This is a genomic window from Paraburkholderia sediminicola, from assembly GCF_046026675.1.
GTDB classification, from domain to species: Bacteria; Pseudomonadota; Gammaproteobacteria; order Burkholderiales; family Burkholderiaceae; genus Paraburkholderia; species Paraburkholderia sediminicola_F.
Genome location: NZ_JAQQEY010000002.1, coordinates 345,729 through 368,691 on the forward strand (window position 1 = coordinate 345,729; position 22,963 = coordinate 368,691).

General features: G+C 61.7%; 20 protein-coding genes. 6 read left to right on the forward strand and 14 right to left on the reverse strand.

Annotated features, from left to right (window positions below):
- Positions 1-443 precede the first annotated feature (443 nt).
- Complete coding sequence (locus PQQ86_RS21435) at positions 444-776, forward strand: hypothetical protein (RefSeq protein WP_408271299.1); 333 nt, start codon at positions 444-446, stop codon at positions 774-776.
- Between the two features lie 327 nt (positions 777-1,103).
- Here the strand turns inward: PQQ86_RS21435 and PQQ86_RS21440 are convergent, their stop codons facing one another.
- Entirely contained in the window at positions 1,104-2,771 is a 1,668-nt protein-coding gene (locus tag PQQ86_RS21440; protein ID WP_408271302.1) for an alkaline phosphatase family protein, read from the reverse strand.
- A 537-nt stretch (positions 2,772-3,308) separates the two neighbouring features.
- Between PQQ86_RS21440 and PQQ86_RS21445 the strand changes: the two genes are divergently transcribed.
- Positions 3,309-3,548 carry a hypothetical protein gene (locus PQQ86_RS21445; protein WP_408271304.1) on the forward strand — a complete coding sequence of 80 codons (240 nt, stop codon included), beginning with the start codon at positions 3,309-3,311 and terminating at the stop codon, positions 3,546-3,548.
- Positions 3,549-3,578: 30 nt separating this feature from the next.
- Here the strand turns inward: PQQ86_RS21445 and PQQ86_RS21450 are convergent, their stop codons facing one another.
- Positions 3,579-4,016, reverse strand: a complete 438-nt coding sequence (locus PQQ86_RS21450) for a MerR family transcriptional regulator (RefSeq protein ID WP_408271306.1) — start codon at positions 4,014-4,016, stop codon at positions 3,579-3,581.
- Positions 4,017-4,086: 70 nt separating this feature from the next.
- Here PQQ86_RS21450 and PQQ86_RS21455 point away from each other — a divergent pair, with 70 nt between their 5' ends.
- On the forward strand, positions 4,087-5,322 hold the full coding sequence (locus PQQ86_RS21455) for an NADH:flavin oxidoreductase/NADH oxidase family protein (protein ID WP_408271309.1): 1,236 nt from the start codon (positions 4,087-4,089) through the stop codon (positions 5,320-5,322).
- 62 nt (positions 5,323-5,384) lie between these two features.
- Here PQQ86_RS21455 and PQQ86_RS21460 read toward each other — a convergent pair whose 3' ends face one another.
- The 5 genes from PQQ86_RS21460 to PQQ86_RS21480 all read right to left on the reverse strand — a co-directional run bounded on the left by PQQ86_RS21460 (position 5,385) and on the right by PQQ86_RS21480 (position 10,476).
- Positions 5,385-6,455 carry a rhodanese-like domain-containing protein gene (locus PQQ86_RS21460; protein ID WP_408279280.1) on the reverse strand — a complete coding sequence of 357 codons (1,071 nt, stop codon included), beginning with the start codon at positions 6,453-6,455 and terminating at the stop codon, positions 5,385-5,387.
- 195 nt (positions 6,456-6,650) lie between these two features.
- Complete coding sequence (locus tag PQQ86_RS21465) at positions 6,651-7,307, reverse strand: peroxiredoxin (RefSeq protein WP_408279282.1); 657 nt, start codon at positions 7,305-7,307, stop codon at positions 6,651-6,653.
- 306 nt (positions 7,308-7,613) lie between these two features.
- Positions 7,614-8,117 (reverse strand): HPP family protein, encoded by a 504-nt coding sequence (locus PQQ86_RS21470; protein ID WP_408271311.1) that lies wholly within the window; start codon positions 8,115-8,117, stop codon positions 7,614-7,616.
- Positions 8,118-8,186: 69 nt separating this feature from the next.
- Positions 8,187-9,389, reverse strand: a complete 1,203-nt coding sequence (locus PQQ86_RS21475; protein ID WP_408271314.1) for an NAD-dependent formate dehydrogenase — start codon at positions 9,387-9,389, stop codon at positions 8,187-8,189.
- Between the two features lie 157 nt (positions 9,390-9,546).
- Positions 9,547-10,476 (reverse strand): LysR family transcriptional regulator, encoded by a 930-nt coding sequence (locus PQQ86_RS21480; RefSeq protein WP_408271317.1) that lies wholly within the window; start codon positions 10,474-10,476, stop codon positions 9,547-9,549.
- Positions 10,477-10,685: 209 nt separating this feature from the next.
- Here PQQ86_RS21480 and PQQ86_RS21485 point away from each other — a divergent pair, with 209 nt between their 5' ends.
- Positions 10,686-11,345: a M24 family metallopeptidase gene (locus PQQ86_RS21485; protein ID WP_408271320.1), complete on the forward strand. Its 660-nt coding sequence runs from the start codon at positions 10,686-10,688 to the stop codon at positions 11,343-11,345.
- 23 nt (positions 11,346-11,368) lie between these two features.
- Here the strand turns inward: PQQ86_RS21485 and PQQ86_RS21490 are convergent, their stop codons facing one another.
- Positions 11,369-12,862, reverse strand: a complete 1,494-nt coding sequence (locus PQQ86_RS21490; protein ID WP_408271323.1) for a sensor histidine kinase — start codon at positions 12,860-12,862, stop codon at positions 11,369-11,371.
- On the reverse strand, positions 12,859-13,614 hold the full coding sequence (locus PQQ86_RS21495) for a response regulator transcription factor (RefSeq protein ID WP_154561096.1): 756 nt from the start codon (positions 13,612-13,614) through the stop codon (positions 12,859-12,861). The genes PQQ86_RS21490 and PQQ86_RS21495 overlap by 4 nt, the downstream gene beginning before the upstream one ends.
- A gap of 254 nt (positions 13,615-13,868) precedes the next feature.
- Between PQQ86_RS21495 and PQQ86_RS21500 the strand changes: the two genes are divergently transcribed.
- A complete protein-coding gene (locus PQQ86_RS21500) occupies positions 13,869-15,743 on the forward strand; it encodes a cytochrome c biogenesis protein DipZ (RefSeq protein WP_408271327.1) in 1,875 nt (624 codons plus the stop codon).
- 47 nt (positions 15,744-15,790) lie between these two features.
- Positions 15,791-16,528, forward strand: a complete 738-nt coding sequence (gene msrA / locus PQQ86_RS21505; protein ID WP_408271330.1) for a peptide-methionine (S)-S-oxide reductase MsrA — start codon at positions 15,791-15,793, stop codon at positions 16,526-16,528.
- A gap of 29 nt (positions 16,529-16,557) precedes the next feature.
- Here the strand turns inward: msrA and PQQ86_RS21510 are convergent, their stop codons facing one another.
- The 5 genes from PQQ86_RS21510 to PQQ86_RS21530 all read right to left on the reverse strand — a co-directional run bounded on the left by PQQ86_RS21510 (position 16,558) and on the right by PQQ86_RS21530 (position 22,887).
- Positions 16,558-17,391, reverse strand: a complete 834-nt coding sequence (locus PQQ86_RS21510; RefSeq protein ID WP_408271333.1) for an AraC family transcriptional regulator — start codon at positions 17,389-17,391, stop codon at positions 16,558-16,560.
- Positions 17,392-17,514: 123 nt separating this feature from the next.
- Positions 17,515-19,017: a DHA2 family efflux MFS transporter permease subunit gene (locus tag PQQ86_RS21515; RefSeq protein WP_408271336.1), complete on the reverse strand. Its 1,503-nt coding sequence runs from the start codon at positions 19,015-19,017 to the stop codon at positions 17,515-17,517.
- A gap of 189 nt (positions 19,018-19,206) precedes the next feature.
- Positions 19,207-19,884, reverse strand: coding sequence for a glutathione S-transferase (locus PQQ86_RS21520; RefSeq protein ID WP_408271339.1), 678 nt, complete (start codon positions 19,882-19,884; stop codon positions 19,207-19,209).
- A 98-nt stretch (positions 19,885-19,982) separates the two neighbouring features.
- Positions 19,983-21,206: a dienelactone hydrolase family protein gene (locus tag PQQ86_RS21525; protein ID WP_408271342.1), complete on the reverse strand. Its 1,224-nt coding sequence runs from the start codon at positions 21,204-21,206 to the stop codon at positions 19,983-19,985.
- A gap of 40 nt (positions 21,207-21,246) precedes the next feature.
- On the reverse strand, positions 21,247-22,887 hold the full coding sequence (locus tag PQQ86_RS21530; protein WP_408279284.1) for an AMP-binding protein: 1,641 nt from the start codon (positions 22,885-22,887) through the stop codon (positions 21,247-21,249).
- Between the last annotated feature and the right edge of the window lie 76 nt (positions 22,888-22,963).

Sequence of the window (22,963 nt, forward strand, 5' to 3'; positions counted from 1 at the left end):
TGCCTACATAAAAGCAAGCATTGGGCCGGGTTGATTCGATGGGCTTCGTGGGCGTTGTCGTGCACACCGCAAACGTTTGGTGATGCATGTCATGGTGCAGGCATGACTGGCGATGACCTGTGGCGCACCCGGTACGTGCATCGCGGTGGGAGATCACATAGGCAGCCAGTACCCGTTTATCGACGGAGCATCAAGCGGCTGGTGCGGGTGTCTGAAACTCCCGTGCATACCGCGTTGACGGCAGTCCGACAAAGCGGGTGAACGCCATGCTGAACGCACTTGCGGAGCTGTAGCCGACGCCGTGGCGTTGGCCGCGAAGTGCTGGACCCTGCGTGCGATTTTTAACCGGGTCGCTGCTGACCATGACGTAAGCGAGACTCAAGCTTCGACATCCGCGCGCCGTTATACGGGTTACAACCGTAAAAACTCGGGGGAGAACGGCGATGAGCAACGATGAGCGTCTTAGGCGTGAATTCTATGTGAACCCGGCTTCCTATTGCCGGGTGATGTCCGTTGTCTCGGCCGTTACCTTCGGTCTCTACCGGGTGGAGGGCGGCGGAACGGTCGGTATGCTTTCCGTGCGCTGGGAAAAACTGGGCAACGAGGTCGTGCCGCAACTGCATGCTTACTATGACAGTTGGCGCGTACTTGCTTCGTTCTCTGACGTTCTCGCCCGGATGAGCGAAGTGGCGGGATCGTCCTGCTCGCCCGAAGACTTGTGTCAGATACTGCTGGATTGCGGATTCGTCAATCGAATCGAGTCGAACAGGGACTGACTGATAGCGTTAAACCGTCGATCACTCGTGGGATGTCAGCCTTAACAGGAAGGAAATCGTAATCATGTCAGTAACGGTTCGCGTGGAGTATCAGTATTGCCAGCATGGCAAGAAAGCGGTTCAGACAGGAAGTGACGAGCTAACCGTGTCAGAAGATACCAGGAGCGCGATTCTCGCTATGTTGCGTCTCCTGCATCCGCGTTGGGAGTCGATCAAGGTGCTGTCTACGTCTTCAACGACGCCGTCAGAAACGACTTCGAGTAGTTAAAAACGGCATCGTCGGTGAAGCGAGTGCGCGGTACTGGCCACGCACTCGCATCCATTCGCCTAGAAGCGCTCGCGATCGAAGCCCGGTAGCGCACGCGTTCCTTCAATAGCGACCGAGTGCAGCAGTTCAGGTTCCAGGTCGAGCAAACGCAGGATCGTCGGCGCGACCTGCGTGGTCGATACACGCTCGTCGTTGCTTCGACCAGCGTGATGGGCGTGAGGCACGTAGATCACGAGACCAAGATGACTGTCGTCGGGAGCATTGCCGCCGTGCTCTTCGTCTTTAGCCGTACTCGAGGTATAGATGACCCCCGGGTTCGGTTGGACGATGATGTCAGGCGTACGTCCGCGTGCCGGATCGCCAAACCAGCCGTTCAACTGCGGGCCGTACAGAATGTACGCCTGCGGGCCGTCCGCACAGATGCCGGGTGCGTTGCAGCTCAGGTTGTCTTTCAGGGTCTTCACGACTGCGGGCAATTGGCTTTGATCGCGTAACCAGATCAGGCCGACGTCATCGGTCTGCACGAGACCCGTATTGACGAGCCCCGTTCCGTCATTGAGGTTGCCGCTTTTCGTACTGTTCTGGCCGAAGTTGCCGTTCGGATCCAGGTAGTTGTTTGCTTCAAGCAGTTTCGAGAGCGTGTCGCCGTTCTTGACCAGCTTCGAATGATCGGTCGGAGACTGTCCATGCTTCGCCGTGACGATGATCGCTGTCGACGAATAAAGGTTGTGCTGCTTGAGTTCGGACACGATGCGGCCCAGCGCGTTGTCCAGATAAGCAATCGCGCCGGTTACCTGCGGACCCGGCGTGAAGCTCGCATCCAGATAGCCGCCGCCATTCGCGACCGTTGCCTTCTGGGCGACGCTCAGTGTCTGGAAGTTGGTGCCGAACACTGTGGGTATGTCGGCGCTGGATTGGCCAGTCGAATCCTTGCCGTCAATTTCATTGATCAGCGACTGCACGTGGAGATTGTCGAACTTTTCCGTGTGCGTGTAGATGTCGATGTAGTTCGTGTTGGTAGCCGGATCAATCGAATTGATCTCAGTGCGAGAAAGGTCGTCGACGCCTGTGCCAGACGGTCCATTGAGCCAGTCGTAGCCCCACGCATGCTTGTCCGCCCACGCGGTGCGAGCGCCCTTCACGTTGCTTTTGACCACTTCGAAGATCGTGTTGGTCTTCACATAGTTGTGCGGATAGACGGGCGTGCAGACGCCATTAACCAACGCATGAGGGATGGCTTGCGGATTGAACGCGCCGCCACCGTTGAGATGGGTCAGTGCACCGCCGTTCTCACCGTCGATGCCAGTGGTCTCGTCGAATACGACGTTCCAGCCTTGCTTGCCGGTGCAATTGTTATCGGACGGCGCGTAGAGCGTGCGGTCATACGATACGTCGTAGAACAGGCCCGCGGATTTGGGCGAGCCACCGGTGACGAGCGCCGCGAGGCCCGGGAACGAATCCGAAAGACCTGGCGTGTGCGCGTTGGTGTAAGTCGTGCCCGACCTGGCCAGCAATGCAAGATTGGGGCAGGCATTCGAACCGATACAGCGTGCGACGTCCTGCTCATGCAAGCCATCGAAGCTAATCAGCAGCACGTGTTTCACTGACTCATGCTCGTGATCGTGTTCATCGCTCGCCGCTGCGCCCAGCGAGTACATTCCAGCCAGCAAGGCAACGCTCACGCCAACGGTGCTTTGTGTACGCTTCCATCTCCTGATCGTCTTCATCTCTCGTCCTTTTGGTTGTTACGAAACATTTGGTAATCGGAGATGAATGTGCAGTGGAATTGAGTCGTCGGGATGAACTGGCGCTTTCGATTCCATAACGCACTAACGATTTATGCAACGGTGAGAAAATGACGTAATAGTTTGTATTGCATAAGGTTTCCTTAAGTATTGCGTGGTCTCGCGACGCGTTGGGGCGTGGCCGATGTGTCGCCGGATCGTGAGAGACGCGTGGTCGTGCCGACGAACGCCGACTTGCCCTAAAATGCCGCTTACCGCTACGTACTATAAATTCCAAGACCAACCATGCCACGCTACGCCACATCGAGTCTCCGACGCGTTTCCGCCGGCGTCATGTTGGCTGCGATTTCCACCTTGGTAACAGGCTGTAGTGACGGGATATCCGAGGCCGACGCCGCATTCGTTACCACCGGGACGCCGCCCCAATTCGAATCAATGCGGATGTACGGCGCAGCGCCGGATAACCCCGCTCCGGGCGGCGTCTACACGCATGCTCCGGGCGGGCTCCACCAGGGATGCATGGCGATCATCCGCGCCGAGGGCCGTGACGTGCGCGAGACGGTGATCCTCGAGAATGAGCCGGGTCCTTCCTTCGATCTTGATGTCACCCGTACGTCCGACGGATGGAACGTGACTTCGGACGGACTCACGCCGCCGAGCACCGATCCCGTCGGTTTCCGCACGCGCTTCACCCACTGCGTGAACGCGATCCGGGACAAGTACGCAGCTGAACCGGAAAAGGCGCCGTTCAACAAATGAGCTTTGACCGTGGTGCGCGCGCGGTCTGCTTTATTCGTGTCGGGTTTTTGACCGGCGCACCGGTTCCTGCTGCTGTGCCAGGAGCTGATTGGCCAACTCCACGCCGTCGACACACTTTCCTGCAGCCCACGCTTCGCTGAGCGTGGTGCGCAGCGTGCGTAGCGTCTTTCGCTGCGTACGCAGCGCGGTCATGAGTTGCTCGATCTCGTCGAGCCGCGCATCGAGTTTGTGCAGCAATTCCTCTTTCGGATAAACCTCGTCACCGGCGAAGGCCTCACGCAGTCTGTCGAGGGGGAAGCCCAGATTCTGCGCCAACTGCACTACGCGTAGGCGCCCAACGGCCAGGTCAGAGTAGACGCGATAACCATTGGCACTGCGCTCCGGCGCAGGCAGCAAGCCGCTCTGCTCGTAAAAGCGGATGGCAGACGGCGCGAGGCCGGTTTTTTCCGCAAGTTCGCCGATTCTCATAACGCTTGACCTTCAAGTTGACTTGAATCTTAGTATAGCGGCATCGCTCCTTTTGTATGCTGACTCCGCCATGACTACATCGCTGTTCACACCCGTGCAGTTGCCCAACGGCAGTTGGCTGCCCAACCGTCTAGCCAAAGCGGCGATGGAAGAAAATCTTGCCGACGCGGGGCAACTGCCTGGCGAGACGATCCATCGCCTATACCGCTCGTGGGCCGAAGGCGGCGCAGGTCTTATCGTTACGGGCAATGTGATGATCGACGGCCGGGCGCTGACCGGGCCAGGCGGGATCGTGCTCGAGGCCAATACGCCCCTTGCACCCTTCACGCAGTGGTCACAAGCGGCGCGCAGCAGGGGTGCCCAGGTGTGGATGCAGATCAATCATCCGGGCCGGCAGGTTCTAGCGGCGATGGGCGGCACGGCGTGGGCGCCTTCCGCTGTCCCGATGGCGCTCGGCAAACACAGCAAGCTGTTCGCGCAGCCGAGCGCCATGAGCGAGGACGAGATCAGCGAGACCATCGGCCGCTTTGCCGCGACGGCGCACGCTGCGGAGCAGGCGGGGTTTACTGGCGTGGAAATTCACGCCGCCCATGGCTATTTGATCTCGCAGTTCCTTTCGCCGCTGACCAATCGCCGCGCCGATCGTTGGGGCGGCGATCTCGCCAACCGTGCCCGTCTGTTGCTGGACGTGGTGCGAGCGGTGCGCGCAAGGGTTTCAGCGGGTTTTTGCGTGGCGGTCAAACTGAACTCCGCTGACTTTCAGCGCGGTGGCTTTTCGGAAGAGGACGCCCGGCAAGTCGTGCTGTGGCTGAATGACCTGTCGGTCGACCTGGTCGAGCTATCCGGGGGCAGCTACGAAAGCCCCGCGATGCAGGGCGACACTGCCGACGGGCGCACCCTCGCGCGCGAAGCCTACTTCCTCGAATTCGCCAAAGATCTGGCCGGCGTCGCCACGATGCCTGTCATGACCACCGGCGGCATCCGGCGCCGCGCTGTGGCCGAGCAGGTGCTGAACAGTGGCGTCGCCGTCGTCGGCATGGCCACGGCGCTTGCCGTGATGCCCGATCTGCCGGCACGCTGGCAGGCAGGCGCCGATCTGGGGGCGCACATTCAGCCTGTCGAGTGGCGCGACCGGGCGCTCGCGGCACTCGCGCGCATGGCGCTCGTCAAACGCCGTCTGCGTATGCTCGGCGCGGGACGTACGGCACCCGCCCGGTATTCCGCGGTCTTGACATTGATACTCGATCAACTGCGCACGCGCCGGCTGACGCGGCGTTATCGGCAATGGAAGCAGGAGCATGCATGAAGCGCCAAATCAGACGCCGCGTGGCCGATGGTTAGCCATCCAGCCGACGACTGACGATTCCGTCACATGCTGGCGTTGTCGACGACGCGGCCTTCTGCACGCCAGCGGAGCATGCCGCCGGGAAGGTTGGCAACCTGCTCGAATCCGGCCTGTCGCAGCATGATCGTGGCTTGTGCCGACCGTCCGCCTGCCCGGCAGACAGTCACGATCGGGCGTTCCTTCGTTAGTTCAGGGGCGCGGCCGGCGAGCTCACCCAATGGAATGAGCCTGGCAACGGGAATGCGCCCCAGCGGGCCGTTGAACTCGTCGGGCTCGCGCACGTCGACGATCTCGACCGCACGCAGATTTTCCTCGAGCCACTGGGCATTGATTTCCCAGATGCCCGCAAAGCTACATGTCAATGGCGCCCAATCGGGCTCCGCCATCTGCGCGGGGTAGCTCGCCGCCAGGCCGCATTTCAGGTTCGCGGGCACCGCCACATCGATCTGCTTCGGATGCGACAGGCGCAGGTTCGTCATGTATCCGGCGAAATCGTCTTCACACAGTTCACCGCCAAGACGTGGATTGAAGCGCCGCTCCTCGTCCACACTGGTGACCGTCAAACCGCGATAGTCGTGGGCCGGGTAAAGGAGGCACGCGGCGGGTAGCGTGAAAATGTGGTTGTGGACCGCGCGAAACATGGCGTGCGCGTCACCGCGCTGGAAATCCGTGCGGCCAGTGCCTCTGATCAGCAGGCAGTCGCCGGTAAACGCCATGGTCTCGTTGTCGAGTACGAGTGTGATGCAGCCATCGGTATGACCCGGTGTCGCAAGGATGGCCAGGTACCTCGCACCGAACTCGACCTTGTCGCCGTGGCTCAGATAGCGGTCCGCACCTTCGGCGCCGCTTGCAGCCGAGATCGCAATCCGGCTACCTGTGCGGCGATTCAGCATCCATGCACCGGTCACGTGATCGGCGTGGACGTGGGTGTCGATTGTGTAAAGCAGATGCAATCCGAGCTCTTCGATCAGGGCGGCATCCCGGCGCACCTGTTCAAATACCGGATCGACCAGCACGGCCTCTCGCGTCGCGCTGTCGGCAAGAAGATACGTGTAGGTCGACGATTGCTGATCGAATAGCTGCCGGAAGATCAACACGATTTCACTCCGCGGCCCGCTTTTGCGAGCGGTTAAGGATCGCGGCCCATGGAGCGTCGCCAAACCGTCCTACAGGCAGTCGAATTGGGCGCACCCCGTTCAGCGCGCCGGGCACGTGAGTGCACCCGGACTCGCATCGGCCGTCGCACTTCGACACTGTCTGGCGCTCGCCGCTCCAATCAATGAGCGTTTTTACTTCGGCTGCGTAACGTATCGCAGGTAAGGCTTCACGGTTTTGAAACCCTGCGGATACTTTTGCGTCGCGGCATCGTTGGAAACGGACGTTGGAATGATCACGTCTTCACCCGGTTTCCAGTTCACCGGCGTCGCTACCGTGTGTTTCGCGTTGAGCTGCAGGGCATCGAGCAGCCGCAGCACTTCGTCGAAATTGCGGCCCGCACTCATCGGATAGACGAGCATGGCTTTGACCTTCTTGTCCGGTCCGATGAGAAATACCGAGCGTACGGTCGCATTGTCCACCGCGGTGCGCGCGCCGCCGCCGCTCGCCTCGGGATGAATCATGTCGTAGAGCTTCGCGACCGTCAGGTCCGAGTCACCGATTAGCGGGTAGTTGACCGCGTGGCCCTGCGTCTCCGCGATATCCTTGACCCACTCCTTATGGTCGCCGACGGGATCGATGCTGAGCCCGATAATTTTCGTGTTGCGCTTATCGAATTCCGGTTTGAGGCCCGCCAGGTAGCCGAGTTCCGTCGTACAAACGGGGGTGAAATCCTTCGGATGCGAAAACAGGATCGCCCAATGGTCTCCGATCCATTCGTGAAAATGGATCGTCCCTTCTGTGGTTTCGGCAGTGAAATCGGGAGCGTTTTCTCCTAGTCGAATCGACATCATCAGTCTCCATAGGTGAGTGTACCGAGGTACCCGTGCCGCGGTCGGCGTGACGTCCCCCGGGCTGCCTGGGTGTTGAGTGGCAATTGGTCTGACTAGAGACTACCCTCCGGCCGCTTGCGCCGTATTGCACCATATCGTGCCGGAGGACCGTCTGCGGGCGCAACAGTTTCAGAGATGCTCTCAAATAGCCGGGATGCGGAACAGCCATCGGGACGCGCTGCGGGTCGCACCTATAGCGTAGAACAAAAAAGACTGTCCCTGTAGGCAGGTTGTAGGGGGAATCCGCCGTTGCGCTGCAACTAATTACCGCGGGGCACGCTTGCGGACAATGTTATTGAACAAAAGCGCGATCACCTGCAGCACCAGCACACCGGCCAGGATAGGCAGAATCAGAAAGCGTGGAGACATCCCACCCGCCAGCATGATCACGAGTGGATCGGCGCCTGCGGGGGGATGCACCGTCCTGGTCAGTTGCATGGCGGCAATCGCCGCGCCGACGGCCAACGCAGCCTGCCAGATTCCTGCGCCTGCGATCCAGAAAACCGCCAGCCCGACCGCCGAAGCGATCAGATGTCCCAGCACGAGGTTTCTCGGTTGGGCAAAGGCGCTATCAGGGGCCGCAAACAACAATACGCTCGATGCACCGAATGGTGCGATCAACAGCGGCAAGCCGGTGAGTTTGCCGAGCGTGCCGAGCACGCCGATCGCAAGGGTGCCGCCTAGAAAACCTAGTACGGCCGGCACAGCCACATGACGAAACGTGGAGCGGGCGCCGACCGCCGCCGACCCGGGAACACTTTGTTGCATGGATACTCCGGCGTGGGCCGCGTGCCGTCCGCGCGGTGGGTCCGCGCATGACGGCAAGCGGCAACAGGATCAGGCAGCCTTGAAGCGGCTGGCTTCCTCGGAACCCGTCGTAGCATTGCCCGCCGAGTACGAATGGGCGCCCACGCCCGCGAGTTGTCCGCCATCGACAATCAGATATTCGTCGCGGATCGGTCGCTTTTCGAACCAGCACTCGAGAATTTCGCGTGTGCCAGCCGCGTATCGCGTCTGTGCGGACAAGGTCGTACCCGACGTGTGCGGCGTCATCCCTTGATGCGGCATCGTGCGCCACGGATGATCGCGCGGCGCGGGTTGCGGGAACCACACATCGCCCGCATAGCCTGCGAGTTGTCCGCTTTCGAGCGCGCGAACAATCGCGTCGCGGTCGCAGATCTTGCCGCGCGCCGTGTTGATGATGTACGCACCGCGCTTCATCTTCGCGATCATTTTTTCGTCGAACAGATGTTCGGTTTCCGGATGCAGCGGACAGTTGATCGTCACGACATCGCATACCTTCACCATCGATTCGACATCCGGATGCCAGGTCGCGCCCAGTTCGCGTTCCACATCCGCCGGCAGACGATGCCGGTCCGTGTAGTGAAGCTTGACGTCGAAAGCCTTGAGTCTGCGCAGCACCGCCGCGCCGATGCGCCCGGCCGCAACCGTACCGACGTGCATGCCTTCGAGGTCATATGCCCGTTCGACGCAATCGGCGATATTCCAGCCACCTTGCTTCACCCACTCGTGTGAAGGCAGATAGTTGCGGACCTGCGAGAGGATCATCATCACCACGTGTTCCGCGACGCTGATGCTGTTGCAGTAAGTCACCTCGGCGACCGTGATGCCGCGTTCAATCGCCGCTTGCAAATCGACGTGGTCGGAGCCGATGCCGGCGGTCAAGGCAAGCTTGAGCCTGGGTGCTTTGGCAATGCGTTCCGCCGTTAGATAGGCCGGCCAGAACGGCTGCGAAATGACGACCTCTGCATCGTGCAGTTCACGTTCGAACACCGAGTTCGGGCCGTCCTTGTCGGACGTAACGACCAGCGTATGTCCTTGCGATTCGAGAAAACGACGCAGCCCCAGTTCGCCGGAGACGCTGCCGAGCAACTGTCCCGGCGTGAAATCGATCGCCTCGGGCGTGGGCGCTGTCTGACCATCGTGATAGCGGGTGATTGCCGGAATGTCGTCGCGCGCGTACTTTTTCGGCATGCCGCCGACCGGGTCGTCATACAGTACACAAAGAACCTTGGCCATGTTGTCTCACTCCACTCAGTGCAATTGTGATCCGGCGTCATGCATCTGCCGGGCGGATCGATGCGTGACATCGACCGGCACAGTGTCTGTGAGGGAAGCGGACCCGGTCCAATCGTTTGGACGGATTGGCTGATAACCTGTACTTATCAAACGCCGTTCACTGCAACGCCACGATATCCGCCTTCTGTAGCAATGCATCGAACGACTGCTGCAGGTCGAGTCGTTCTGCTGCGCTCCACATGGCAGCCGCCAACGGTGGCATCGACGGTGAATTGCGCGTGATCAGGCCAATCTCGCGTGTCAGTTCGGGCAACAACGGCGTTGCGCTGACGCTAGTCCGGGTGTCGAGCACGCTCAAGAGGCTGTGCGGCAAGATGCTGTATAAGCCGGCGTGCTGTACGTTCGAATACAGCGCGAGCAACGAATCTGTTTCGAGCACGACGGTTGGCTGAACACCGGCCCGGCGAAATGCGGCATTGATGACCTGCCGGTTCTGCATCGAGGTGCCCAGCAGGCAGAAAGGCAGTTCGCCGAGCGCGTCCCAGCGGTTCAGAGCGGGGTCGGCAGGCGAGTCAGGAGGGGACAGCAGAAAGTAACGCTCGCGATACAGCGGGAGAACGGCAAAACCAGCCTGAACGCGATCGTCCAGATAGGTGAACCCGACATCCAGTTCGTAGTCGTCCAACTGACGCAGGATGGTGTCGGCACTGAGCGAGCGCGCGGAGTATCGGATCGCGGCGTGATCCGCCCGGCACGCCCCCAGTAACAAACCGACGATAGGCATCGTCGTCGGAATGACGCCGATGCGGATCGTACCGGTCAATCGCACCTGAGCGGCCGACGCGTCCTGCCGCATATGTTCGAGTGTGGCGAGTGTTTGACGGGCCCACCCAAGCACCCGCTCGCCTTCCTCGGTGAAGCCGATGAAACGTCTGCCTCGTCTGACAATGACCAGACCCAACTCTGCCTCAAGGCTTCGAATCGCCGAGGACAGCGCCGGTTGCGAAACATGGCTCAGCTCCGCAGCCTTGGCGAAATGCTGTTCCTGCGCAAGCGTAACCAGATAATGAAGTTGACGGATGAACATCGCGCTCCCCGAATACCGGCAGGTGCCGTTTGCACATGCCCGCCTCGTTATATCACATGGAATATAGCGACCGCGCGTGCCTTGAACGGATCGGCGCGCATCGTTTCGCGCGGAATGGCCGTCTCTGCGACGCACGATCGGCAGAAACAGAGCATGGACACCGATGCATTCGATCGTTATATTCGAACGGACATAACTGGAGAAGGTGGATGGAAGCAGCGGCGAAACAGGCGGTTGGAAGCAAATACGTGCTCGAGTCGATGAAATATGCCCAGCGCCGAACGTGGGACGTCGTGGAGCAGTTGGCGCAGCGGATTCAGCCCGGCATGCTCGAGTCGGAGGCGACGGCCGAATGCAAGAACGTATTGAACGAGTTGGGCATGGATCGTATCTGGCATCCGGTGCTGGTGCGCTTCGGCGAGAACACGCTGAAGACGTTCAAGCAGCAATCAGATGGCGATCCGCGACTCAAGGACGACGATATTTTCTTCGTCGACCTGGGCGTGGTTTGGGATCAGCACGAAGGCGATGCGGGCGCGACCTTCGTGGTCGGCCATGATGCGGAGATGAAGGCCTGCGCCGACGCCGCAAAGACCGTGTTCGACGAAGTGGAGCATCACTGGCGCTCGACGCGTGCGGGCGGCAAAGCGTTGTATGACTTCGCAGCGCAGCGTGCAGCGGCGCTAGGGTTGCGTTTGAACCTGGATATCAAGGGTCACCGTGTCAGCGATTTTCCGCACGCGATCTACAAAGCAGGAAATCTGGGCGATTTCGCGGAGTGTCCGGACGCCGGCCTGTGGATTCTTGAAATCCAGCTCGCGCATCCGACCCGGCCGTTCGGGTCGTTCTATGAGGACTTGCTGGTCTGATCGCGCCGGTTAATCACTACCGGTCAGAGCGGGATGCCGGCGACAGCCGGTTTTTCGGTGGTCGGCAGCTCGAAGCAGAATGCCGTGCCCGTTCCCTCATGTTCGAGCAGGCGTATCTGGCTGTGATGCAACTGCAGCATGCGTTGCACGATCAGCAGACCGAGTCCGCCGCCGCGATGCGCGCCACCTGAACTGAACGGACGTTCGAACAGACCTTCGCGCTGCTCCGCTGGAATGCCGGGACCGGTGTCGCTCACCGTGACCGATACCTTGCCGTCCTTGTGCGCGAGATCGACGTCGATCGACCCGCCGGAGGGTGTATGGCGAATCGCGTTGTCGAGCAGGTTCGTCAGCACGCGCTCGATCATCCCCAGGTCGGCGTAGACCGCCGGCAGGCGAGGGGGAAAATCGGCGCGCAACTGGATGTGCCGTGCCTCGGCCGGCAACTCGAATTTCTGGAAGACGTCCTGGACCAGATCGACCAGCGAGAACGGCTCGAGTGCGGGTTGCACGTTGCCGTGTTCGAGCCGGGCAAGCTCGAACAGCGCCTGCGCGAGCCGCCCGACCTTGACGCTCTGTGCGAGCGCAATCGCCAGATAGCGTTTGCGCTCCGTTTCGCCGAGCGTCTCGGCTTTGAGCGACAGCGTCTCGAGGTAGCCGTGCAGCGAGGTCAGCGGCGTGCGCAGGTCGTGCGAAATATTGGCGATCAGCTCGCGCCGCTGCTGATCCTGGCGCGTCAGCGCGCGCCACTGATCGCCGATGCGGTTGGCCATCTGCGCGAACGTGGCTTCGAGTACGCCGATTTCGTCGCGCCGTCCGGCAGGCGACGAGCGTGGCACTGCCGGCTGGGTGTCCGGCTCGCCGTCGGCATCGAAACGGCGCATGGCGTCGGTAAGGCGGCGTAGTGGTCGCGTGATCAGGCCGAATGCCGTCAAACCTGCCAGCAATCCCAGCAGCGCGACTAGCGCCATCGACCAGAGGGTGGTACGCAGCACCGAGCTGGCGGCCACGCGTGCGGCGAGCGCGTCGTGTTCCTCGCCGAGCAGGACCACATAGATATAGCCGGACGGCGGCTGCCCGTTCAATTGCAGCGGCGCGGCGCTAAACACTTTTTTCCCGTCGACACTGCGCGGGTCGTCGCCGAGGATCGGCAACGCCTCCCCGGCGATGAATTGCCGGACGGGCGCGAGATCCACCCGAGCGCGCTTGACGTGGCCCGCAGGGGCGTCGTCGCCCTCGATGCGCCCCTGGTTGTCGAGCAGGTACACCTCGACGCTCGGATTCACCATCATCAACTGGCCGAACAGCTGGCGCACCGCGTCGGGCCGCAGGCCGTTCGCGTCCATCAGCGTGGTGCGATGCGCGATATGGTTGGCGAGATCCTTCGACAGGCGCTGCACGACCTCCTTTTCGTGCAGGTCGCTCGACCGGATCTGCAGCCACGCCGACGCGCCGCAGCACGCCAGCAGCAGCGCGGAGAAGACGAGCGAGAGCCGCTGGGTCAGTGTCAGATTCACGGCGCGTCCTGAGGTGCGCCCGCGGGCGTCGGCCCGTCGCCTGGATTGCCAGGCATAGCCAGCTTGTAGCCGCGCCCCCAGACGGTCAGGATGCGCTCGGGCTGGGCGGGGTCGGTCTCGATCTTCGCGCGCAGGCGGTTGATGTGGGTGTTGACGGTGTGTTCGTAACCCTCGTGCTGATAGCCCCACACGGCATTGAGCAGGTCCATCCGCGAGAACACCTTGCCGGGATGCTGCGCGAAGAAATACAGCAGGTCGAATTCACGCGGCGTCAGTTCAATAGGCTTGCCGTCCACTGTCGCCTCGCGCGTCAGCGGATCGATCGTGAGCCCGGCGAGCTGCAGACTGCCGGCGTCGATGCGCGAGTCTTTCGCCATGGCTTCGACGCGCCGCAGCAAGGCTTTGACGCGCGCCACCAGCTCGAGCACCGAGAACGGTTTGGCCAGGTAGTCGTCGGCGCCGAGTTCGAGGCCGAGGATCCGGTGCACTTCGCTCGAACGCGCGCTGGTGATGATGATCGGCGTGTAGCGCGTCATTGCGCGGGCGCGCCGGCAGATTTCCAGACCGTCGACGCCGGGCAGCATCAGGTCGAGGATCAGCGCGTCCCAGCCGCCTTGCTCCAGCAGGCGCAGCCCTTCGCTGCCGTCGGCGCTGTGCACGACTTCGTAACGCTCGTCGCGCAGATGAAGGCTCAGCACGTTGGCGATGTCGACGTCGTCTTCAACGATCAGGATGCGCTTCAGTGGGTCCATGGAGGGCTTTAGCCGTGGGTAAGGGCGTGGTTCCGAGCGGTGGAAAGACAGGGCGCCCGCAAAAACGGGCCGTTGCGCCATTGTGCAAAATTTCCGGGCTGCGAGTTATCACGTTTAATTTAACTTTTCGTGAGGACTTTGACACCCCTCGCGCCCTAGGATGTGGGCACTTTCCGCTGCGCTTCCCGCTGATTAACAGCGTACCCAAGCCGCGTAACCATCCTAACCGACTTAAAACAACGCCCGGAACCGACATGCTACTCATCGTTCTTGCCTATCTCGGCGGCGCTCTGACGATCCTCAGTCCGTGCATCCTGCCGGTGCTGCCGTTTGTCTTCGCGCGCGCCGATCAGCCTTTCGTGCGCAGCGGGCTGCCGTTGCTGGCCGGCATGGCGCTGACCTTCGCCATCGTCGCGACCCTCGCCGCAGTGGGTGGCGGTTGGGTCACGCAGGCTAACCAGTATGGCCGCTGGCTTGCAATTGCCTTGCTCGCCATCTTCGGACTGACGCTGCTGCTGCCGCGTTTCGCGGATCGTCTGATGCGCCCGCTGGTGAGCGCCGGCAATCGCCTGTCGAATTTCGCGCAGGGCGACGGTCAGCAGGTTCGCGCGGGATCGTCCTTTTTGCTGGGCATCGCCACTGGCTTGCTGTGGGCGCCGTGCGCCGGTCCGATTCTCGGCCTGGTGCTGACCGGCGCGGCATTGCGGGGCGCGAGCGTCGGCACCACGCTGTTGCTGGTTGCCTATGCGGCCGGTGCGGCGACGTCGCTCGCGGTGGCGCTGCTGATCGGCGGCCGGGTGTTCACGGCGATGAAGCGCTCTCTGGGCGCGGGCGAATGGATCCGCCGCGGGATCGGCGCGGCGATGCTAGGCGGCGTGGTGGCGATTGCATTCGGGCTCGACACTGGCGTGCTGGCGCGTGTATCGACCATCGCTACCGGTGGCCTTGAACAGAAACTGGTCGACAAGCTGTCGCCCGGTGCGACGCCGGCCAATCCGGTGGCGGCGGGTGACAAGACCAATGCACCGACCAACGCGCCAGCCAACGCATCGGGCAGCGATGCCGTGATGACGGCCAACCCCGCCGCCGCTGCAAGCGACGCCGGCGCGATGATGCGTGCTTCGCAAGGCGCCCCAGGCGGCGCGGCTGCGTTGCCCGTTGAAGGTGTGCTGCCGACCTTGAACGGCGCCGTCCAGTGGCTGAATTCACCGCCACTGACGGTTCAGGACCTGCGCGGCAAAGTCGTGCTGGTCGATTTCTGGACGTACTCGTGCATCAACTGCCTGCGTTCGCTGCCGTACGTGAAAGCGTGGGCGCAGAAGTACAAGGACCAGGGGCTCGTCGTCATCGGCGTGCATGCGCCGGAATTCGCGTTCGAACGCAATATCGACAACGTGAAGAAGGCTGTCCACGATCTCGGCGTCGACTATCCCGTCGCGATCGACAACAACTACGCGATCTGGCGCGCGCTGAACAATCAGTACTGGCCGGCCCATTATTTCGTCGATGGCAAGGGGCAGATTCGTTATCACCATTTCGGCGAAGGCGACTATGCGGAATCGGAAAAGGTGATTCAGGAATTGCTGACTGAGGCAGGGCATGCGAATGCGTCGAAGGTCGCAATCGGCATCACCGGCACGAGCGCGCAAGGCGTGCAGGCCGCGGCCGACAGCGCCGACATGCAGTCGCCGGAAACCTATATCGGATACGAGCGTGCTGAGAATTTCACGTCGCCCGGCGGCGCAGCGGAGGACAAGGTTCATACCTATACGGTGCCATCACAGCCCGCCGTCAACGATTGGGGGCTGGCCGGTGCGTGGAATGTGGGTGCCGAACACGCGACGCTCGCGGCGGCATCCGGACGCATCGTCTATCGCTTCCATGCGCGTGATCTGCATCTGGTGCTTGGTCCGGGCAAGGACGGCAAGCCGGTTCGCTTCCGCGTAAGCGTGGATGGCGCCGCACCCGGCGCTGCGCACGGAACAGACGTCGCCGCAGACGGCAGCGGCACCGTTACCGAGCAGCGTCTTTACCAGCTCGTGCGCCAAACCGGCGATGTTGCGGATCACACGTTCTCGATCGAGTTTCTGGATCCGGGCGTGCAAGCGTATGCCTTTACGTTTGGCTAAGCTGAGCCTGACGGCGTGACTCAACCACTCATTGAAAGACTGACATCATGCAAACAACCTCTACTAGCAAGGTTTCCCAACGCAGGCGTTCGTCATTTTTCCGGCTCGCGGGTTGCGTCGCCATTGCGGCGGGCGTCTTCGCCGCGCAGCGCATCGCGAACTCAGCCGAAGCAATGACGAAGATTCCGGCGCCTGCCCATGACGAGAGCGTCGGCTCGGTGCATAGCGAAACTGCGGTGTTCGCGGGCGGTTGCTTCTGGGGCGTTCAGGGCGTGTTCGAACACGTGCGCGGCGTGAAGCAGGTCGCCTCGGGATACACGGGCGGCGCGGCTGGGACTGCGCAATATGAAACCGTCAGCGAGGGCGATACTGGGCACGCGGAGTCGGTGCAGGTCACCTATGACCCCACGCAGATAACTTACGGACGTTTGCTGCAGATTTTCTTCTCGGTTGCACACGACCCCACCGAGCTGAACTACCAGGGGCCCGACCACGGCACGCAATACCGCTCGGCGATCTTTCCGGCCAATCCTGAGCAGCGTAGCGTCGCGCAATCGTATATTGCGCAGCTCGACAAGGCGCACGTGTTTTCAGGGCCGATCGTCACGCGCGTGGAGGATTTCAAGGGTTTCTATCCGGCGGAAAGCTATCACCAGAATTTTCTCGCGCTCCATCCTGACCACCCGTACATCGTGATCAACGATCTACCGAAGGTGAGTGGACTGAAGCGCATGTTTCCCGATCTGTATCGCAACGATCCGGTGCTGCTCAAAGTGAGCGGCTAGTTTCGCGAGCGAGCCGCCCAACGCTCGAATCAAGCCTTCAGCGGTAGCCATATCTCGAGCCCACCCATGCCGCTGACCGGATCGAACTTCTCGTCGTAGCGCTCGAAGTTGGGCGCATCGGCGGGAATATGTCCCGATGCCGGCAGCCACTGATTCCAGATCGTGTTCCAGGTGCGCCGTATGGTCGAGATATGCTCGCGGTGGCTGAACACCGCGTAGCGCTGCGGGGAAATGCGCAAGCGGCTGAGTTCGGCAGGCAATGCCGAAAAGTCGCTGACTTCGACGCCGCACAGATAGTCGACGTTGCCGGCGTCGTCGGCGTTGTAACAGACGCCATACGCCACGTTGCCGAGCTGGCCCGGCACTCTGCCGAAGTATTCGCCAAAGCGCTGCCACTGCGAAGGAATCGCGGCGCAGGTTTCGCTTGTGTAGCGTTCGCTCAGGCCCGCGACGAGAAACGGTTTGCCGTCTTCGAAACGCGGCGGTTCGAGGTGCGTGAGAAGGGTTTCGTCCATTTTGATCGGCTCCACGATGGCAATGTTGTCGAGGTGACCACGCGCGCGCAGCGCTTCGGGCGTGAGTCCGAATTGCTCGCGAAACGCACGCGTGAATGCTTCGTGAGAACCGTAACCGGCGTCGATGGCGACAGTCAGAATATCGGGTGCACCGTCGGCGAGGCGCCGTGCCGCTTCGCTCAAACGGCGCGCGCGAACATAGCGCATGACCGAAAGCCCCGTGGCTGCTTCGAAAGCACGCGCCAGGTGAAAGCGCGACACACATCCACAGTTGGCGATGTCGTCGAGCGTCAACTCGCGAGCAAAGTGGCTTTCGATAAACCAGAGCGCTTTTCCGACGGGGTTCATTTCGGCTCTCATGTCAGCACGAAGCCAGCATAGCCAGGCGCGACGCGGCGCATTTGATCGCGCTTGCGGTTTTGCGGTGGGTGCCTGATTGGCCGCGATCGGCCTGGTTTCAGGGCGGAGAGGTCAGTAGTTTTCGGTCGCTGCTCCGTTACTGGCGTCACGCGACTGCGCTGCGGCGGAGCCGCCGTCATCGTGCGCATCCGCATGTGCGTTCGCAGCACCAGGTTGCCCCGGCCGCAGCAGCAAACCGCCCAATACACCCGCCGCTGCCGCGAAGATTGCACCGAACAGGAACGCCACGTGGTAGCCGCTATTGAGCGCCGTCACCGCGTTTTCGGAAGCCTGCGTCGCATCACTGCGCGCGGCCGCGAGACTCGCGAGCACGGCGAGGCCGAGTGCGCCACCCATCATGAACGACGTATTGACGATTCCGGACGCGAGGCCCGAATCGCTCGGATCGACGTCGCTCATGGCGGCCAGCAGCAGGGGATTGAACGCGATACCCGCGCCGAAGCCGAGCAGGATCATGCCGGGCAGCACGTCGAGCACGAAGCTGCCGTCGACGGGCGCGCGTGCAAACAGTGCGAGGCCAATCGCCGCGACCAGCAGCCCGACGGCAAGCGGAAGGCGCAGGCCGAAGCGCATCACCACGCGTGCCGACAGTCCCAACGAAAAGAACGCCATGATCAGATTGGCCGGCAAAAACGCGAGTCCGACCTGCAAGGGCCGGTAGCCGAGCACGCGCTGCAGGTACAAGGCGGAGATGAAGAACCACGCGAACATTGCGGCTGCCCACAGTACGCCTACCACATTGGCAGTGGCGACATTGCGCAGGCGGAACAGACCGAGCGGCATCAACGGATGCTGCACACGTGCTTCGATCACTAGAAACACGGCCAGCAGCGCGAGCGCGGCGAACAGCAGGCCGAGTGTCTGCGCCGAGGTCCAGCCCGCTTCATTGCCGTTCACGACCGCGTACACGGCCAGCATCAGCGAGGCGGTGACTGTGACCGCACCGGCCACGTCGAGCCTTTCGCCATGTGCATGACCGCGTGCCGACGGCAGGAGCGCGACACACAGGGCGTAGACGGCGATGCCAATCGGCAGGTTGACAAGAAAGATCCAGTGCCAGCTCAGCAGGTTGGTCAGCAGACCGCCGAGCAATACGCCGATGCTCCCGCCGCCCGCGCAGACGAAACCGTATATGCCCATCGCTTTCGCCCGTTCGCCCGCTTCGGTGAACAGATTCATGATCAGCGACAGCGAAACAGCGGAGACCACCGCGCCGCCCAGACCCTGCACGGCACGCGCGCATACCAGCAGAATCTGCGAATTCGCCATGCCGCATGCGAGCGACGCCAGCGTGAACAGCGTGATGCCGCCGAGGAACAGCTTGCGGTGGCCGTAGAGATCGCCCAGCCGGCCGCCAAGCAGCAGGCAGCCGCCGAAGGTGAGCATGTACGCATTGACCACCCACACCAGCGAGGTTTCGCTAAAGCCGAGGTCCGCGGCGATCGACGGCAAGGCAACGTTCACGATCGTCGTATCGAGCACGATCATGAGCACGCCGAGGCACAGAACGATCAGCGCCAGCCAGCGTTTGTTGCCTTGGATGGAATGGGTCATGCAGGGACTCCTTTGCCGTGGTCTATCAAGCTCAAGCGGGCGCCAGCGGATGCAAGCGAATGCCGGACGTTCCGCCGCCCGGCACGAATTCGAAGCCCGGTCGGCAACCCGTTGATGGCAATGGCGATTTTTAGTCTAGCACTCGCGACTTTTAAGCCACAACTACGAATTCCTGGGCGGAGTTGGCCGTCAATCGCCGCCCAGTAGTTCGTACTTGCCGCCGCGCTCCAGCGCCCGCTGATAGGCGGGTCGCACGTGAATGCGTTGCAGGAAATCGACGACGGCGGGAATCTGCCCTTTCATGCCGCCGCGTGCGGTGGCGGCTTCGAGCGGGAAGCTCATCTGAACATCGGCCGCTGTGAAGTCGCTGCCGACGAACCAGCCGGTCGCGCTCAATTCTTTATTGATGAAGCCGAGGTGCAGCTTCAACTGTGGATCGATGAAGCTCGATTGCAATGTCGACGCGATCTTGCGGGCGATAGGTTTGGCGAAGAACGGCATCGGCGCGCTGGCGATGCGCAGGGCGATCAGTTTCAGCAGCAGCGGTGGCATGGCCGAGCCTTCCGCATAGTGCATCCAGTAGGTGTAGCGCAGCCGCTCGGGCGTGCCCGCTGCGGGTGCGAAGCGGCCTTGACCGTACTTGTCGACCAGATACTCGATGATTGCGCCGGATTCGGCGAGGGTCTGGCCGTCGTCCGTAATGACGGGCGACTTGCCGAGCGGATGCACTGCGCGCAACTCGGGCGGCGCCAGCATTGTGTTCGGATCGCGCTCGTAGCGCTTGATCTCGTACGGCACGCCGAGTTCTTCGAGCAGCCACAACACGCGTTGCGAGCGGGAGTTGTTCAGATGATGGACGGTCAGCATGGGTCGAGGGAGGTTGGCCGGTGAAGCGTCACATCATAGGGGTGTTGTGCCGAGGCGGGGCTCTATTTGCTTGCCTCATGCTCGCCCCCGGCCACACGTCACACGCGCGACTTCGCGCCCATCAGCTGGTTCGACGGCAAGGTCTCATCGAGCAGCTTGCGCGCGCTCTCGATGCCGGCCACCGGCAGTCCCTCGGGATTCAGCAAGCCGACCTGCACGAGCACCGATGCCTGATCCCAATAGATGTGCTCGTTGTACAGCTTGTCGCCGCGAAAGCACACCACGGCCAGCATCGGCACTTCGAAATATTTGCCGGTTGGCGCGACGCCAGGTAACAGCCAGTCGATCTCGCAGTTATGCGTGCAGCTGAAAATGAATTCGTCGACGATGCGATCCGCGCCGATCGTGCGCGAAATCGGAATCAGCTTCGTATCGGCAGGATTCGAATTGACGAAGTGATGCGTGTAGAAACGTTTGAGCTTGTCATGGCCCACACCGCCGGTCATGGTCGGGACGTGGTTGACGTAAGGTTGCGCGACCATGGTCGGCATGACGGCGTCGACATCGCGCGTGGCGAACTCGTAATAGCAGTGTGCTTCCCACAACGCGTTCAGATCGTAGACCGGACCCAGCACTTTACGGAGCAGGGCGAGCGTGCGCGAATAAGCCATCATCGCGGCGGGTTTGTCGTACTGCGGACGTGATGGTGTGGCGAATGCATGATCGCAACCGGGGTACACGTATTGGTCGATTTGCGGACGCGTGCGCAATGCGGCGCTGATTCGCTCGCGCGTTTCGGGCGGACAGTGCGCGTCGTTTTCAGGGAAGTGAAACACCATCGGGCAGCGCACGGCCGGCACTTCATCCAGATACGCTTCGAGGCCGACGCCGTAGTAGCTGACCGCGCAGTCCACGTCGGTGCGTGCCGCGCTCAGGAATGCGAGTTTGCCGCCGAGACAGTAGCCGACGGTGCCCACCTTGCCGGCCTGCTCGGGCAACGTGCGCAATGTGGCGACCGTTGCCGCGATATCGTCGACGGCGAGATCGACGTCGAAGCGCGCGAGATAGCCGAGCGCCTGCTTCATATCCGCCTCGCCATAGCCGAGCGAAATGCCTGGCTTGATCCGCCAGAACAGATCCGGCACCAGCACCACGTAACCTTCTTCTGCGAAGCGGTCGGCCATCGACTTCATCGTGTCGTTGATGCCGAAGATTTCCTGCAGGAGGACGAGCCCCGGGCCTGAGCCCTGCGCCGGACGCGCGACGTAGGCGTTGAAACGGCCGCCATCCTGGGCGACAACTTCGATGAAAGAGGCGGCCATGCGGTGTGTCTCCAACAGGAAAGAGGGACTACATGAAGGGCTACCCGAGCGTGCGCAATTCGAAGCGTTTGATCTTGCCGGTTTCGGTGCGCGGCAGCGCCCCGATGAAAGCGATGACGCGTGGGTATTTATACGGCGCCACGCTATTTTTCACGAAATCCTGCAGTTGTGCGACCATTTTGTCGTCAGGCGTATAACCCGGGTTCAGCACCACGAAGGCCTTGACGATCTGTCCGCGCGTCTCGTCGGGCACGCCGATCACACCGCATTCGGCCACCGCGTCGTGTTGCATCAACACGCTTTCCACTTCCGGACCGGAGATGTTGTAGCCGGCGGAGACGATCATGTCGTCGGCGCGCGCCTGATAGAACACGTAGCCGTCTTGGTCGAGATAGACCGAGTCGCCGGGAAGATTCCAGCCGTCGCGAACGAACTTTGCTTGACGCTCGTCGGCGAGATAGCGGCAGCCAGTCGGTCCGCGCACCGCGAGTTTGCCGATTGTGCCAGCCGGGACCGGTTGCATGGCGTCGTCAACGGCCTGCACGACGTAACCGGGCACCGCACGACCGATGGCATGCGGGCGAATCGCGTCGCCTTGCGCCGAGATGAAAATATGGATCAGTTCTGTGCCGCCGATCCCGTCGATCATCTCGATGCCGCTTGCATCGTGCCATAGGCGGCGTGTCGAATCCGGCAACGCTTCTCCCGCCGAGACCGTTTTCTTCAAGCTTGAAATGTCGTGATGCGCAACGAGCGGAGCCATCTGCCGATAGAACGTCGGCGCGGTGAACATGATCGTCGCGTGAAAGCGTTCGACGGTTTGCAGCAAGGTTTCGGGCGTGAGCTTCTCGATCAGCACCGTCGACGCACCCGCTCGCAGCGGAAAGCACAGCAAACCACCGAGGCCGAATGTGAAGGCGAGCGGTGGCGTCCCGCAAAACACATCGCTCGATGAGGGTTTCAGAACATGCCGCGGAAACAGATCGCACATTGCCAGGACGTCGCGATGAAAGTGCATGCAGCCCTTCGGCGCCCCCGTCGTGCCGCTCGTGAAGGCAATCAGGCAGACGTCGTCGGCGGCCGTGTCGCAGGCGGTGAAGTGGTACGGTTTGTTGATTGCGAGGGTGTCGAGTGAATCGTCTGAATCGTCATGGAACAGGCACGTTTGTTTCAAACCCGCACAGTAGAACTCGTCCTCGGGATCGTTGCAGCGCGCGAGTTCAGCGGTCAGGCGCGCATCGCATAGCGCGGCGCTGACTTGTGCCTTCTCGATGATCTGCTTGAGTTCTTTCGCGCGCAGCAGCGGCATGGTGGGCACCACGACAAGGCCGACCTTCAGCGCGGCGAGCGCCGTCACCGCCATGTGCAAGGTGTTCGGTCCGCGCAGCAGCACGCGATTGCCGGGTTGCAAACCCATTTCATCGACCAGTACATGCGCACTGCGATTCACCAAGGCAAGCAACTCACCGTAAGTGGTCGCCTGCGGCTTCCCATCTACGTCCGACCAGATCGCCGGATGGTCGCGGTGTCCCGCTTCGATCGTTCTGTCGAGCAATTCCGTCGCGCAATTGAAGCGCGCCGGGTAAGCAACGTCCGGGTTGTCGAGCAGAAAGACAGGCCATTGATCCTGCGGCGGAAGATTGTCGCGCGCGAAGGTATCGACGTGTGCTGACGGTTCCATCATGGTCTCCCGGGGGTGAGCCGGCTGAATGCGCTTCGGTTGGCTTGGTGGGTTGCGTGTTTCGTGCTTCGTGCTT

Coding starts and splice junctions, on each gene's coding strand:
- PQQ86_RS21435 (WP_408271299.1), top strand. CDS start 444: ATGAGCAACGATGAGCGTCTTAGGCGTGAATTCTATGTGAACCCGGCT.
- PQQ86_RS21440 (WP_408271302.1), bottom strand. CDS start 2,771: ATGAAGACGATCAGGAGATGGAAGCGTACACAAAGCACCGTTGGCGTG.
- PQQ86_RS21445 (WP_408271304.1), top strand. CDS start 3,309: ATGGCGATCATCCGCGCCGAGGGCCGTGACGTGCGCGAGACGGTGATC.
- PQQ86_RS21450 (WP_408271306.1), bottom strand. CDS start 4,016: ATGAGAATCGGCGAACTTGCGGAAAAAACCGGCCTCGCGCCGTCTGCC.
- PQQ86_RS21455 (WP_408271309.1), top strand. CDS start 4,087: ATGACTACATCGCTGTTCACACCCGTGCAGTTGCCCAACGGCAGTTGG.
- PQQ86_RS21465 (WP_408279282.1), bottom strand. CDS start 7,307: ATGTCGATTCGACTAGGAGAAAACGCTCCCGATTTCACTGCCGAAACC.
- PQQ86_RS21470 (WP_408271311.1), bottom strand. CDS start 8,117: ATGCAACAAAGTGTTCCCGGGTCGGCGGCGGTCGGCGCCCGCTCCACG.
- PQQ86_RS21475 (WP_408271314.1), bottom strand. CDS start 9,389: ATGGCCAAGGTTCTTTGTGTACTGTATGACGACCCGGTCGGCGGCATG.
- PQQ86_RS21480 (WP_408271317.1), bottom strand. CDS start 10,476: ATGTTCATCCGTCAACTTCATTATCTGGTTACGCTTGCGCAGGAACAG.
- PQQ86_RS21485 (WP_408271320.1), top strand. CDS start 10,686: ATGGAAGCAGCGGCGAAACAGGCGGTTGGAAGCAAATACGTGCTCGAG.
- PQQ86_RS21495 (WP_154561096.1), bottom strand. CDS start 13,614: ATGGACCCACTGAAGCGCATCCTGATCGTTGAAGACGACGTCGACATC.
- PQQ86_RS21500 (WP_408271327.1), top strand. CDS start 13,869: ATGCTACTCATCGTTCTTGCCTATCTCGGCGGCGCTCTGACGATCCTC.
- msrA (WP_408271330.1), top strand. CDS start 15,791: ATGCAAACAACCTCTACTAGCAAGGTTTCCCAACGCAGGCGTTCGTCA.
- PQQ86_RS21510 (WP_408271333.1), bottom strand. CDS start 17,391: ATGAACCCCGTCGGAAAAGCGCTCTGGTTTATCGAAAGCCACTTTGCT.
- PQQ86_RS21515 (WP_408271336.1), bottom strand. CDS start 19,017: ATGACCCATTCCATCCAAGGCAACAAACGCTGGCTGGCGCTGATCGTT.
- PQQ86_RS21520 (WP_408271339.1), bottom strand. CDS start 19,884: ATGCTGACCGTCCATCATCTGAACAACTCCCGCTCGCAACGCGTGTTG.
- PQQ86_RS21525 (WP_408271342.1), bottom strand. CDS start 21,206: ATGGCCGCCTCTTTCATCGAAGTTGTCGCCCAGGATGGCGGCCGTTTC.
- PQQ86_RS21530 (WP_408279284.1), bottom strand. CDS start 22,887: ATGGAACCGTCAGCACACGTCGATACCTTCGCGCGCGACAATCTTCCG.